The following is a 13,934-nucleotide window of genomic DNA, read 5'->3' as shown; positions in this document are numbered from 1 at the left end:
CATCAAAAACGCCATCCACCACCGGCGTTCGTGTCTTCATCGCCGATGATATGGATGGCGGCTTCCTCAGCCGACGCGGCGCCACCGTCAATGCCGACGTCGTAGGCAAGGTAATCCGTAGCCGGATCCGTAGGGTCTACGTCGAAGGCGACGAGCCGGCCCGCGCGCATGCCGCCGACCTGATCGTCGATCGGCTCGCCATCGCTGTCAGCGCTATCACCGATTCCGTCGCCGTCCCACTGGTCGGTCACGTCCGGCAGCTCACGGGCCAGCCGGCGCGCCAGACTTTCGTGGGTGCGCGCTTCCCTCGCGGTGAGACCCCACGCCCGCAATTCCCGCGGGCTTTCCGGGGGTGAGTAGCCCTCGTCCAGGTCGATGCCCGTCTGTTCAGAGTCCACGCTTTCTTCCGGCTCGAGCAGGTGGGCCCCGACGTCGTCGAATTCAGAAATCCCCATCAGCGCCGTCTCCATTCCTTATCTGCAAGGTCGCACTCGCGAAGCGAAGCCGTGCGCCCGCCCGGTGGTTGCCTCAACCGAGCGCCTCGACAAGATCGCGGCAGGCTCGTTCACAGCGACGGCATACCTCGGCGCACATGCGGCAATGCTCGTGTTTCGCCGCGTGCTTGTCGCACTCGTCCCCGCTTGTCTTACAGGCGACGGCGCACGTTTGGAGCACCGTCCTGGTCAAGTTGGCGTCATAGCCCGTGTGCCGGGACAGCACGCGCCCGGTTGTCGCGCAGACATCCGCGCAGTCAAGGCAGGTACGGATGCATTTGGTCAAGTGGTTGACGTCGTCTTCACTGAGGCAGGCGTCTGCACACGCTGTGCACGCCTGGTCGCATTCAAAACACGCGTCGATACATGCGACCAGCTGTCTCGATCGATCCGGCCTAGATCGCGGGGATAGGTCTCCAGCATTCTCCTGGCGGCGTTCACTACGTCCTCCTTGTCAGGTTCCTCCTTGTTGGAGGCTGTCTCACACAACAGAACACGGCTGCGTAGCTGTAGACATCAAAAGCATGGCGTGCAAACGGGTGAACTGTCCTCGCCCACCTGAGTGCCTCACCCGGGTGATAAAATGACGTGACGAATCCGCCGAACCCACTACCCAAGATCACCACTGACGGGGCGCGACCGGTCTGGCGGGTCAGGCGCTCCTAAACCGCCTCGGGCTGCCGCGGGCGAATGATGGCCAGCATCCTGCGCAGCTGCGGCTCCTCTGGGCTGCCGGCGTAGCCATTCAGCCATCCGGTCAACTTCGAGTGTATCGCCACCGGCAACGCCGTACGGGTTGCCAGGAGGGAGGTGAGGATGCGTTTGATCACGAGATACCCTTCGCCGCAGCCTAATTCGACGAAGACAACCGTGCGCTCATAGCCGGTCAGACACGAATTCACCGCGTCGACCAGTAACCACGCCATGTCCTCGTCGGAGATGCTCGACGGCTCAACCGTGGGGCGCGGTTGCGCCACCGAACCACGACTCGGGAACCTCCGTGTCTTCGACGACACCAATCGGGCCTGGGGCCTGATAGCGGCAGTAAGCATGTCCTGGTCCCTTTCCGGTTTCCTGGCGGCGGCTGGGCGTGGTTCATTAACGGCTTTGTCAGACAAGGTGATTCGTGACCGGGCACATCTGGTGCGGTGCCCGCGGATGGGCTAAAACAGTCCGAGTTCTCGCGCCCGGCTGACCGCCGCGCCGCGGTGCTCAACGCCGAGCTTGCGGTAAATGGCGCGCTGGTGGGTCTTCACGGTATTGAGCGAGACGTAGAGCCGCTCACCGATCTCGCGTCGCGATAGCCGGGTGGCGAGCAGGCGAAGAACCTCAACCTCTTTGGGGGTCAGTTCCTCGGCGACCACGCTCCGTTCGTTGCGCGGACTCACCGCGACTCCCGCGTTGCGCTCGGCCGAGGCGAGCAGCGTCGGGGCGATGCCGGCATCGGCGCAACCACGCACCAGGGTGCCGGCCTCTTCGAGGCTCGCCTTGGCGGTCTGGTGGTCGCCGAGCCGCTCGGAGATCTCCGCCCTCACCAACTGCGCCTTGGCCACCTCGAGGATCGCACCACTTTGGCGGGCCGACATGACGGCCATGTCCGCGGCGGCCACCGCCGCAAGCGCGTCACCGCTTTTGGCGAGGAGTTCGGCCGTGGCCAGCGACACCATCACGTCCACCAGATGTTCCGCATCGGCCAGGTCTCGGGGGCTGCCCGAAGCCTCCCGGATCTGATGCTCGGCATCCGCGAGCTCACCCCGTTCGGCCGAGATCAGCGCCAGATAGCCCAACGAGGAACTGCGGGCGCGACGATCGCCCACCTTCTCGGCAAGCTGCACGGCCCGCCGGAAGGCGGCTTGCGCCTCGGGGACATCGCCCGAAAAGTACAGCGCGGCACCATAAATGCAATAGGCGCTCGGTCGGCCCAGCGGTGCTTCGCCGAAATCGAGGGTGGTCGCCCGGCGAGCCCCCTCGAGCGCGGCAGCAACGTCAGCCGTCTTGAATGAGTGAACCGCGCGCAACACGGCGGCTTGCGCGCTGATGGCGCGACCATCCGCGGTATCGTCCGCGGATCGCGCCTCGACCGCCTCGATCCACTCGGCGGCGTCATCGAGTTGACCGACGCTGAGGGCGATCCACGCGCGGGCGACGCTCAGGCGCGGATCCTCTAAGACGGTTTCCTCGGGAAGTAGATCCAGGTAGCCGGAGATGGTCGACAGGCCGCCGCCGTTGAATTCGTCGACCCAGTCCGCGGCGATCAGGTCAGCGCTGCGCGCGGTGTCGCCGGCGGCGAGCAGGTGGCGCAGCGCCTCATCGATGAGTCCCTCGGCCTCGAACCACGTCGCGGCTCGCCGGTGCAGATCGGCGACGAGATCAGGCTCGGTGCGGCGCAGCTCGGTGCGCAGCAGCTCACCGAACAGCTGGTGATAGCGATACCAGTGACGCGACGTGTCCAGTGGCACCACGAACAGGTTTTCGCGCTCGATCTTTTGCAGGACCGCGGCCGAGCCAGACGTTTGCAGCACCGCGTCGCACAGCGCACCGCTGAGTCGTCCCAGGACCGACGTGCGGAGCAAAAAACTACGCAGGTTCGGTGGCTGCCCGTCGAGCACCTCGGCCATCAAGTAGTCGACGATATGACGGTTGTCGCCTGCGAACGTCTTGATGAACGTTGCGGTGTCAGCACGCCCGGCAAGCGAGAGGGCGGCAAGATAGAGGCCGGCAGCCCATCCTTCGGTGCGGCGGTGCAACAGTTGAATATCCGTGGGCGCCAAGCCCAGCCCGAGGACATCGTTCAGCAGGTGGTCCGCCTCGGTCGGCCCGAAACGTAAGTCGTCCGTTCGCACCTCGGCGAGCTCGCCGCTGGCCCTCAGCCGAGCCAGCGGCAACATCGGATCGGCTCGGGTGGCCAACACCAGGTGAAGATTCGCCGGCATCCGGCTGATGAAGAAGGCAAGCTGCTCATGCATCGCTCGGCCTACCACCAGATGGTAGTCATCGAGAATGAGCACGACGGGGCTAGGGATCGTGTCCAGATCGTTGAGCAGGGTAGGCAGCACGACTTGCACTGGATCGGCACCCATCGCCAGGAGTTCGACCGCGCGAATCCCCAGCCCGGGACTGACTTTCTGCAGCGCGGCGACCACGTACATCCAAAACCACACCGGGTCGTTGTCGGAGGAATCGAGCGACAGCCAGGCGAACCGCCCATCCCCACCCATCGCCCACTGCGCCAGCAATGTCGTCTTGCCCCAACCCGCCGGCGCACTCAACAGGGTCAGCTTGCGGGTACGCCCCGCCGACAATGCGTCCAGCAGGGCCGCCCGGTGAACCAGCTGCGCCCCCATGGCCGGGACGTGCAGCTTGGTGGCGAGCAGGACTGCGCGCGCACCGGCTTGTCCGACGCCGTTGTCGCTGCGCCCTGCTGAGCCGCTCATGTCCGCACTCCGCGAATCCGTCGAATCCCGCAGCCGGGCGGGGAAACTCGGCGGTGACGCGTCCTGGGTGGCCGCCCTGTCGGCATCCCAGTTTGTCCTTGCGGGGCCGCCCGGGCTCGTTCTGCTCGGTAATCGCGGCGACTCTATTGAATCAGATGCGCCGTCCGGAAATGCCGCGGGCGCACGCCGGCGGTGCCCGTTTGGGCCGGCGGACCCGCGTCCCGCCAAGGGCTCAATGGTTGTCTCATGAGCCGCGCTCATGCTGTGCCCGCTCACCGCACTTCTCCTGTTTTCACCGAAGCCTCTACTCCTGCAACCCACTGCACCGCCGCGCCCGGATGCTGAACCTCTCAAGGGAGGTGACTGAGCGTCTCAACGCGAGACTTCGGGGCACGCGGGCCGGCGGCCCGCCATCGTCTGCGCCGTGCTCATGGACGTCGGGACACCAACACGTAGCCACCCACGCCGAAGACCACCGGCATCATCATCAACATTCCCAACAGTGTGCTCATCATCGTCTTCTCGACCCTCTGCGCGTTTGCCCTCCGGCGCCGGGCCCTGGTTGGGTCGCGGCGATCCAAAGCGCAATGACTACGTTGGCACCGCGGGAACCGCGCCACCATCGCCCGGCGGGTGATGTTTAGGGCCGGGTCGGTGTATGCCTAGTGGCCTTGGGCTTTGACGGATTGGTCAATCCGGGCGGCGCATGAGTTGCGTCAGTTGAGCGCGGGACGTGATCCCGAGTTTGGCGAAGGCATTGTGAAGATGCGTTTTCACCGTGTGAGGGGAGAGGTGCAGTTGCTGCGCGACCGCGCGGTTGGTCGCGCCGTCGGCGATCAGATGGACGACGGTGAGTTCGGAGTCGGTGAGGCTGTCCAGGCCCGTTTTCGCCCGCGGGTGTGTGACGATGCGCCGTTCCACGCCCAACCCGCGCAGCGCGCGACCGACCCGGCGGGCATCGGCGGTCGCCCCGCACTCGATGTAGGTGTCGAACGCGGCGTTCAGTTGTTCGAGCGCCTCGGCATTGCGCTGCGCGCGAGCCAGTTCGCCGCCGGCATCCTCGGCGGCGCTGGCGTACAGAAGCGGCCGCGGCGACGCGTGCAGCAACTCCGCGGCAGCCACCAATGCCTGGGCATCGTGTTCGAGGATCCCGCGGGCGTACCCGGCCACCGCCGCGAACAGCGGCACCGCGGGCCGGTCACGCTCGAGCACCTCGGTGGCCTGCAGGACCCGCGCGCGTAAACCGGCATCACCGGCGGCCGAGGCCACCCGCGCACCCAAGATCAGGCGAGCCAACGCGTGGGGGAAAAACGGTGTCGCCAGCAGGATGACGTCGCCGAGCCAGCGCATCGCGTCATGAATGTCGTCGCGCTGCCACGCCGCCCGCGCGAGCACATACGCCGATCCGCGACGAATGCCGGCGGAGCCAGTGGAATGGGCGTCGCGCGCGTCATTGACCATCTGTTGCAACAAGTTCCGGTCATCGGTGTGGGCCGCCACCTCGGCGAGAATCACCGTGCGGAGTACGTCGTGCTCGGTCGCCCCCGTCCGCTGCGGTGGCGGAAGGCATTCCGTCGCATCGCGAGCGGCCGACAGCCGGCCCGCAGCGAGGTGGACGAGCCCACTGAAGACGGCCCACAAGGCGAGCGCCATCGCGTTGCCTTCCCGACCGGCTTGCCCGATGCCCTGCGCAACCTGGGCCGTCGCGTCGTCCAACCGGCCGACCACTGCCAGCAGGTTTGCGTTGTACATTCCGGCATAGGCATGCGCCAACGCCGTTTCATTCGTGTGGGCGAGCGGGCAAAGCTCTTCGAAACGGCGCAGTGCGCGGGCCGTATACCCCTCACCGGCATCGAGCAAAGCGTGGGTGACGCCGGCCATGATCGTGGCCTCGAGATCACCGGTGGCGGCCGCGGCCGCGGCCGCCTCGTCGGCGGCCTCGCGCCGTTGCCCACCTTCGTCGAACACCAGGTTGTACGCCAGCCACGCTAGATGCCGCGCCCGGGTGATCTCGCTGAGTCCGCTCAACTCGAGCGCCCGCCGATTCTCCTCCACACGCCGCTGGTCAGTGTGCTTGGTGTGCACGGGAAGTCGCAGCCGGATCTCGGCCTCTACTTCGGGCGACGCCGCGCCCGAGAGCGCCGCGACGGCCAATTCTTCGGCCTCGCCGTGGCGGCCGGCCCGGTTGAGCCACCCCACCGTTTCCGCGACCAGGGATCCATGCTCGGCGTCGTCGGCGGGCAACAGCCCCAGTGCGCGCTTGCTCAGGTCCGCGGCCGCGCTCGCGTCGCCGCGGCCAACCGATTGGGCGGCGTGGCGCAGAGCGTCGATCGCCTCCCGGTCTCCCGGCTCGGCGCTGCGCGCCAGCTGGGTGGCTACCTCGGCCGGCGCCGCGCCCATCCCCAGCATGACCGACGCCGACTGGCGCTCCATCGCCCGGCGCAGCGACTGCGGCAAGGACTGTCGGGTGGCCTCGCGCAGCAAGTCGTGCCGAAACCTCAGCTGCTCACCGTCTTCGATGAAAAGATCCGCGCGCACCGCCTCCTCGAGCGCCGAGAGCAACGACGTCGGCGAACGTTCCAGCATCGCGGCCAGCAAGCCGGCCGAGAACCGGTCCGGCAGCACCGCGGCCACCCGGACCACTTCTGATGCACCTTCGGAGAGCAGGTCCAGCCGTTGCTGCATACTGGCGCCCAGCCGTCGCGGCAGCTCATGTCCGGTGGCCACCGCGTGCCCGCCGGTAACGCTCAGTCGGTCCTCCTCGCCGAGCCCCCTGACGAGCTCGCTGACCAAAAACGGATTTCCGTGCGCCTTGGCGGCCAGATTCAACAGTGACACATCGGCTTTCGCCCGCACGGCGTCACAAACCATGTCGGCGACCGCATCCGGCGCGATGGCCCCCAGTCGCAGGAATGTGGCATGCGCGCGGTGCAGCACCGACAACGTCTCTTGCACCGCTGGCCCGCCGGCCCCGGTGCGGGCGGTCAATATCCACAACACCGCCGCATCCGGCCGCGCGGTGGCCAGCGAACGCAGCGCCAGCAGCGTGCCGTTATCGGCCCAGTGAATGTCCTCCAACACAATCACCAGCGGGGTCTGTGCGGCCGCGGCGTGAATCGCGTCGGCCAAATCGTGCACCACCCAGTAGCGCAGGTCGGCCGATCCGCCCAGGCGGCGCAACGCCTCGGCGTCTCCCACCGGGGGATCGGCGTTGAGCGTGGCCATGAACAGCGAGAAAAACGGCACCGTCTGCTGGTACTCGAACGCCTCACCGAACAAGGTGCGCACCCCGCTGTGGTCGGCCAGCGCCAACACTTCGGTGAGCAACCGACTCTTCCCGATGCCGGGCGGGCCCTCGATGACCAGCACGCCCCCGCGGCCCCGCGCCAGCGCGGTAACCAGTGCGCCGATCATTTTCAGCTCGTCTGCCCGCCCTCGAAGCGGCGGAGTGGACAGCCTTGGGCCGCCGACATCGAATAGGCCGGTGGAAGGCCCCATCGGGTGTGTGTCCTATCTACCGTTTACCGGACTGCCATTGGAGTGCACGTCATTGTAGGCCCGCGCACGCCATCTATCCGATTTGCTGCCGGTCAATCAGCGCCGCGCATGAGCTGCGCCAATTGGGCGCGGGAACTGACGCCGAGCTTGGCAAATGCGTTGTGGACGTGGGTCTTCACCGTGTGGGGGGAGAGGTGCAGCTCGGTAGCGACGTCGCGGTTGGTCGCGCCCTGTGCGATGAGGTTGACGACAGTGAGTTCGGAGTCGGTGAGGCTGCCCCAGCCTGATTTTGCTCGCGGGCTGACGATCCGCCGCTCCACGCCCAATCCACGCAGCGCGCGGCCGACCCGGCGGGCATCGGCAATCGCTTCACACGCGATGTAGGTGTCGAATGCCGCGTTCAGCTCGTCGAGCGCCTCGGCGTTGCGCTGTGCGCGACTCAGCTCGCCGCCGGCGTCCTCGGCAGCGCCAGCGTAGAGAAGCGGCCGCGACGACGAGTGGAGCGCACTCGCCACCGCCACCAACGCATCGGCATCGCGCTCGAGGATCCCGCGGATGTGCTCGGCGACGGTGGAGAAGAACCGAACCCCGGGCCGCTCGCGTTCGAGCACGTCAACGACGGCCAGGAGACGCGCCCGCAACCCGGCATCACCGGCAGCCGAAGCCACGCGCGCGGTCAAGGTCAGCTGATCAAAGACGATCGGCAAGACGGGTGTCACGAGCAGCGGGATATCGCCGCCGAGCCACCGCACCGCCTCATGGACGTCGTCGCGCTGCCACGCCGCCAGCCCCAGCGCGGCCGCGGCCCCGCGACGTACGGCAGGTGTACCGCTGGAGTAGGCATCGCGTGCCTCACTCATCGTCTCTAGCAACAACGTTCGGTCGTCGGTGCGGGCCGCCACCTCCGCCAGGGTGAACATGCGCATCGCGGTTACGAAGGTCGACCCCGTTCGCTCCGGCGTGGGCAGCCACTCGATGGCGGCGCGGGCAGCCGACAATCTGCCGGCGGCCGCCTGTACGACCCCCGCCGTCAGGGCCCAGATGTGAAGCGCCATGCCGTCGCGTTCTTGCTTGGATTTCTCTGTGCACTTGTCGACGAGCGCCGCAGCATCGTTCAACCGTCCGACCACCGCGAGCAGGTTTGCTAGGTGGCATGCGGCGAGATTGTGAGCGGTCATGTCGCCCGCGGGGGTCAGGGCTTGCAGTTGCTCAACCCGGTAAAGGGCGCGGCCGGCGTACCCGTCCGCGCAGTCGAGGCAGGCAAGTGCTACTCCGGATAGGATGCTCGACTCGAGATCGCCGGTGGATGCGGCGGCGGCCGCCGCCTCGTTGGCTGCCGCGCTGTCCTGTCCCTGTTGGCCGTACATCGCCATGTTGTACGCCAGCCACGCCTGATGTCGTGCCCGGGTCACGTCGCTGAGGTGAGGCAGTTGAAGTGCGCGGCGGTTGTCTTCGATGTGTCGCGTTGTCGTATCGGTGATCGGTGTCCGGAGCCGGAGAAGAATCTTGGCCTCTTCTTCGGGCGCCAGCGCGGCAGACAGGGTGGTGTCGGCCAATCTTTCCGCCTCTTCGTAGCGGGTGGCCCGATTGAGCAGCACGATCGTCTCTGTGACGAGTGACGCGCGTCCTGAGTCTTGGGCGGGTTGGAGTTCCAACGCGCGCTTGCTCAAGTCCGACGCGGCGCCCGGATCGCTATAGGCCAGAGACTGTGCGGCTTCGCGGAGTGCGGCGATCGCCGCCTGATCGCCCACCTCCGCGCTGCGGGCGAGCTGGGTGGCGACCTCCTGCGGCGCCGCGCCCATGTCCAGCATGACGCTCGCCGATTGCCGCTCCATCGCTCGGCGCAGCGACCGGGGCAACGACTGCCGCGTCGCTTCGCGCAGCAGATCATGACGGAACCTCATCTGATCACCGTCTTCGATGAGCAGGTCGGCGCGGACCGCCTCTTCGACCGCCGACACCAGGGCGGCCGGGCGGCGTTCCAGCATGGCGGCGAGCAGCCGGGCCGAGAATCGGTCAGGCAGTACTGCCGCGACCCGCACGACTTGGCTGGCGGCGGGGGAGAGTTGATCGAGTCGTTGCTGCATGGTGTGGCTGAGCCGTCGCGGCAACGAATCTCCCGTGGCGAGCGCGCGGCCATCGCTGACGTCGAGCCGGCCCTCCTCGTCCAGTCCGCGCAGCAGCTCCGTCAGCAGGAAGGGGTTGCCGTGCGCCTTATCGGCCAGATTCAGCAGCGACGCATCCGCGTTGGCTCGCACGGCGTCTTGCACGATGTCTGCGACCGCGCTCGGTGTCATGGCAGTCAACCGCAGAAAGGTGGCATCCTCGCGTTCCAGCGCGGTCAGCGTCTCGCGAACGGCCGGACCGCCGGCCCCGGTTCGCGTGGCAAGGATCCACAGCACCGGGGCGTCGGGTCGCGTTGCGGCCAGCGACCGCAGCGCCAGCAGGGTGGCGTTGTCGGCCCAATGGATGTCCTCGAGGAGGATCGCCAGGGGCGTTCGGGACGCGGTGGCATGGATGGCCGCTTGCAGATCGCGCACCACCCAGTAGCTGAGATCGGCCGATGTGCCCAAGCGGCGCAACGCCTCCGCATCCCCGACGGGGGGATCCGCGCGCAGTGTCGCCATGAACAGCGGGAAAAACGGCACCGTCTGCTGGTACTCGAACGCCTCGCCGAAGAGTGCACGGACGGTTGCCTTCTCGGCGCGCGCCAAGACCTCGGTCAACAAGCGGCTCTTGCCGATGCCCGGTGGTCCCTCGATGACCAGTACGCCCCCACGCCCCTGAGCGAGCGCCGCGATCAGCGCATCGATCGCCCTCAGCTCGCTCGCCCGCCCGCGGATCGGCGGCGTGCGCAGCTGCCCCGACGCATTCGCGGCACTCACGCGAACCGCCACCCGCCGACGTGTTGTGGGCGGGCGGGAGACGTCCAAGTTGTGTAATCCACTGTTCTCGCCACCGTTAGCGCTGGCAGTCAGTGTAGGCATGTTCTTCGGCCCCACCTGCTGTGTTTCGCGTTCGATTGAATCAACGCACTCAGCAATCACACCCGGTGCACGTCCCCTTTTGCTGGCGGGCGCTAGCCCCAAGGACCTCATCATTTTCTCGTGATCCGCGCTCATGCTGTGCCCGCTCACCGTATTTCTCCTCTCGGGATCGATGTATCGGCTCCTGCCAACTCATGACATCGCTGCGCGCGGATGGTGAGCGTCTCAACATGAGGTGAATGGGTGTCTCAAATTGAGACGACGGCGGACGGTCCGTCATGGTCTTTCCGCTTGGCTTCGGACGGGTGTATCGGTTCATCCGAGCAACGCACCCGTCGCGCGCGTAGGGTAATCGCCGAAGTCGATAAAAGTTTGCTGTCTGCAGCGAAGGGACACCCAGTCTCCGGCCGCGGTCGGCGGGTGTCAGCCGCCGCTCCGCGACGGTGACCCGGAGTCGAGGTAGTTGGGGATGGGTTCACAGGCGCGCCGCACGGCCGAACTCGAGCAGGCCAAGGAAACGTTCCTGCCCGTGGAGTCCCTTGACGTGATTCGCTCAGTCGATGAGGACATTCTGCGCCCCGGTGTCCTCGATTCGTGGCGTCGGTCCCGGGCCCTGCAAGTCCACCCCGACCGGGTCGAGCTGCCCTTTGTGCGCGAACCCAACAGGGGTTCGCGCCTGGTGCGCGCGGCTGCGCCGGTGCTGGAGCGGGTCACCTTTGACCTGGCCGCGCAGGATGTCAGCGTCGTCCTGACGTCGGCTGACGGTGTGGTCGTCGATCGGACCGCTGCGGCAGTCCCCATCCTCGACGCGTTGGACACGGTGAGCCTCGCACCGGGCTATAGCTTGGCCGAAGAGGTGGCGGGCACCAACGGGATCGGCACGGCTCTGGAAACCGGACAGCCCACATTCATCGGTGGCAGCGAGCACTACGTGGCTATGTTCACCGGTTTTGCGTGCGCGGGGTCACCGATCCGTGATCCCGTAACGGGCAGAGTCATCGGAGCCGTCAATCTGAGCTGTCTCGCAGACCGATCCGATCCACTGCTGCTCGCGCTGGCTACCAGCGCCAGTCGCCACATCGAGGATCGCTTGCGCGTGGTGGCTCATGAGAGCGAGACGGCACTTCTGGAAGCCTATCTGCAGCAGGCACGGCGATGTTCGGCCGGCGTGTTGGCGATCGGTGGCGATGTCGTGTTGATGAATCCCTACCTGCGTCGCACGCTCGACGGGGACGAGCAGACCGCGCTGCTTGAACACGCCTCGGATCTGCTCACGTCCACCCTGTCGGGCACGGCGCTGGTTGTGCTGCCGAGGGGACACATCGCCAAAATCACCGCCGCCGACCGGTCGACGACACGCGCCGGCCGCCTCAACGTCGTTTTCCGCGTTGATCTTTCCGGCGAGACCGGCTCGCAATCGCGTCGAACGGGCCGCCTTGCGTCCACGTACATCCCCGGCTTGGTCGGTCGCAATAGCGCCTGGCTGCATTGCTGCCAGCAGGTCCGGCAGTGCTGCCGCGACCGAGAATGGGTGATGATCGAGGGTGAGAAGGGATCCGGCCGGGCAAAGCTGGCGCAGGCGGTGGGGCAGCATGTGAAGCCGGACCGAACGATTCGCGTGATGCGCAGCGAAAGCTTCGGGAGCGCGGCATCTTTCGTCGCCGAGCTGGCGACACTGGCCGCCGATGACGACTTCGCGGTGGTGATCGCCGACGTGGATGACATCGACGAGGACATACTCGAAGCGATCGTGCCGATGCTGGCCGCGCGCGCAGGTCGGGGGTGGATCGCGGCCACCACAAGTTCCGCGGCTCCTGCTGCACCGATCAAACAGTTACTGCCGCTGTTCACCCATACCGTCACCGTGCCCGCGTTGCGACACAGGATTGACGACCTCGAGGAACTCGTGCCCCTGCTGCTGCGCGAGATCACCCGGGGCGCCGATGTGACGCTGGCGCCCGAGGCCATGCGGCAGCTGAGCAGGTTGCCGTGGCCGGGCAACGTCTCGCAGCTGCGCCGGGTCCTGACCGACACCGTTGCCCGCCAACGATCCGGCATTATCGGCGTCGACAAGTTGCCGCCGGAGTGCCGGTCCGTCACACGACGCAAGCTGACTCGGATGGAGGCTCTGGAGCGCGATGCGATTGTCCGCAGCCTTCAGGACAGCGGCGGCAACAAACAAGAGGCCGCACGCGCCCTGGGAATGTCACGTGCGACCATCTACCGCAAGATCAACGATTACGGCATCGCGTAACGGCCTTGCGCTTGTCGGCCGAAAAGCATTGGCCCGCAGTCATCATCAGGAAGCGCCGCGTCCCTCGGCCGTTGCTGGCCAAGTTCCGGCTCGCCAAAGCGCCGGGCGCGTCGCGGGCGCCCCGCCCGGCTGCGGCAACGCGATGAGCCGCTGACCGCCTCTTCGATTCGCACCGCGCATCCTCTCGGCAAATGGGTGGCTCACCCACGTGCGGGGGATGACGTCGCGAATACACCACCTTGAGCGACGTTCGCTGACAGCTCGTGACGCTCCCAATGCCAGGCAAATCACCCGGGTGAATCAGTTCGCCGGGCGATGACCACTCATCCCACGTCGGTTAATGCTGACTTAACAACTGGCGAGCGGACGGTACGTGGAGTCCACCACGTTTCGGGGATCGGCATTCAGGCCGCATGAGCGAGCAACGGGTCGGGGTGAAGGTGGACAACCTCGCTGTGTCGATCACCGCGGAACCGCCACCGCCACGAAGTGGAGAAAACACATGAAGCCCCGCCAATTTCAACGACCGCCAACCGAATACGGCTCCGGCGCCACGCGAACACCATGGCTGCTGCATCGATTACGGGGCGCCGCCGCATCTGCCCGGCATTGGGCGCGCCGCAATGGAGAGGCCGGGACGGGCGCCATCCCGGCGATCGAGGACCAACTTCACGCGCTGCAGCCCATCTGCAGTGCCCAGGGGCTGGCGACCGGCACCACATGCGGTGCGCCGGCGGTGGCGGTCGCCGAGATACACGCCATCGACGGATGCGACCAAATGGGGCTCAGCCCGGACGGTGACCTCGTCGAAACGCTCTGCCAACACTGCCTGGCCACTGTGCGATGGGCGATGGCGACCTACGTAGGTGACAAACGCGAGATGGCGTCGCGCTGCGGCACCCGCCCGGTGTGTGCGACCTGCGGGCGTTCCACCGGATACCTGCGCAGCGTCTTCGCTGTGCGCCCGATCGGGTCCGAGGGATTGTCATGATGACCCGGGTACGCGTTGCCTCCGTGTTGGTGGCTGTGGTGGCCGGTGATTATGCGCTTCTCACATTGGTCAATGGTCGACTCACCGATTTCGGCGTCACCGCCGGCATCTGGGTGGGGTGCTCGACCGCGGCGGGGCTGATCGCCTACGCCAGCAAGCGACGCCGCCAAGCGATGGCCCGGGGACGTGCGGCTGTTTGGCAGCGCCGTGATCGGCAGGCGGCGACCGCTGGCGGACAACAGTGCCCGTCATGCGGAGACGCGCGCCAACTCCCAA

At 66.8% G+C, this 13,934-nt stretch carries 7 protein-coding genes and 1 pseudogene; 2 read left to right on the top strand and 6 right to left on the bottom strand.

Annotated features, from left to right (window positions below):
* Positions 1-2 precede the first annotated feature (2 nt).
* The 6 genes and pseudogenes from W7S_RS15720 to W7S_RS15700 all read right to left on the bottom strand — a co-directional run bounded on the left by W7S_RS15720 (position 3) and on the right by W7S_RS15700 (position 10,311).
* Positions 3-470, bottom strand: coding sequence for a DUF5709 domain-containing protein (locus W7S_RS15720; RefSeq protein ID WP_008258051.1), 468 nt, complete (start codon positions 468-470; stop codon positions 3-5).
* A 58-nt stretch (positions 471-528) separates the two neighbouring features.
* A pseudogene (locus W7S_RS26355) lies at positions 529-917 on the bottom strand (four-helix bundle copper-binding protein).
* A 239-nt stretch (positions 918-1,156) separates the two neighbouring features.
* Positions 1,157-1,471 carry a hypothetical protein gene (locus W7S_RS15715; RefSeq protein ID WP_008258049.1) on the bottom strand — a complete coding sequence of 105 codons (315 nt, stop codon included), beginning with the start codon at positions 1,469-1,471 and terminating at the stop codon, positions 1,157-1,159.
* A 186-nt stretch (positions 1,472-1,657) separates the two neighbouring features.
* Positions 1,658-3,928 carry a LuxR C-terminal-related transcriptional regulator gene (locus W7S_RS15710; protein ID WP_008258047.1) on the bottom strand — a complete coding sequence of 757 codons (2,271 nt, stop codon included), beginning with the start codon at positions 3,926-3,928 and terminating at the stop codon, positions 1,658-1,660.
* Between the two features lie 690 nt (positions 3,929-4,618).
* On the bottom strand, positions 4,619-7,426 hold the full coding sequence (locus tag W7S_RS15705) for a helix-turn-helix transcriptional regulator (RefSeq protein ID WP_036429000.1): 2,808 nt from the start codon (positions 7,424-7,426) through the stop codon (positions 4,619-4,621).
* A gap of 92 nt (positions 7,427-7,518) precedes the next feature.
* Positions 7,519-10,311, bottom strand: coding sequence for a LuxR family transcriptional regulator (locus W7S_RS15700; RefSeq protein WP_008258043.1), 2,793 nt, complete (start codon positions 10,309-10,311; stop codon positions 7,519-7,521).
* Between the two features lie 571 nt (positions 10,312-10,882).
* Between W7S_RS15700 and W7S_RS15695 the strand changes: the two genes are divergently transcribed.
* Entirely contained in the window at positions 10,883-12,667 is a 1,785-nt protein-coding gene (locus tag W7S_RS15695; protein WP_008258042.1) for a sigma-54-dependent Fis family transcriptional regulator, read from the top strand.
* Positions 12,668-13,169: 502 nt separating this feature from the next.
* Positions 13,170-13,658: a hypothetical protein gene (locus W7S_RS15690; protein ID WP_008258040.1), complete on the top strand. Its 489-nt coding sequence runs from the start codon at positions 13,170-13,172 to the stop codon at positions 13,656-13,658.
* The last annotated feature ends 276 nt before the right edge of the window (positions 13,659-13,934 follow it).

The organism is Mycobacterium sp. MOTT36Y (assembly GCF_000262165.1).
In the GTDB taxonomy this organism is placed as follows: Bacteria; Actinomycetota; Actinomycetes; order Mycobacteriales; family Mycobacteriaceae; genus Mycobacterium; species Mycobacterium intracellulare.
This window is presented reverse-complemented; position numbering and strand designations above follow the sequence as displayed.

What these genes read in the sequence shown, in the direction of transcription:
- W7S_RS15705 (WP_036429000.1), bottom strand. Translation starts at nt 7,426, where the DNA reads ATGGGGCCTTCCACCGGCCTATTCGATGTCGGCGGCCCAAGGCTGTCC.
- W7S_RS15710 (WP_008258047.1), bottom strand. Translation starts at nt 3,928, where the DNA reads ATGAGCGGCTCAGCAGGGCGCAGCGACAACGGCGTCGGACAAGCCGGT.
- W7S_RS15695 (WP_008258042.1), top strand. Translation starts at nt 10,883, where the DNA reads ATGGGTTCACAGGCGCGCCGCACGGCCGAACTCGAGCAGGCCAAGGAA.
- W7S_RS15690 (WP_008258040.1), top strand. Translation starts at nt 13,170, where the DNA reads ATGAAGCCCCGCCAATTTCAACGACCGCCAACCGAATACGGCTCCGGC.
- W7S_RS15720 (WP_008258051.1), bottom strand. Translation starts at nt 470, where the DNA reads ATGGAGACGGCGCTGATGGGGATTTCTGAATTCGACGACGTCGGGGCC.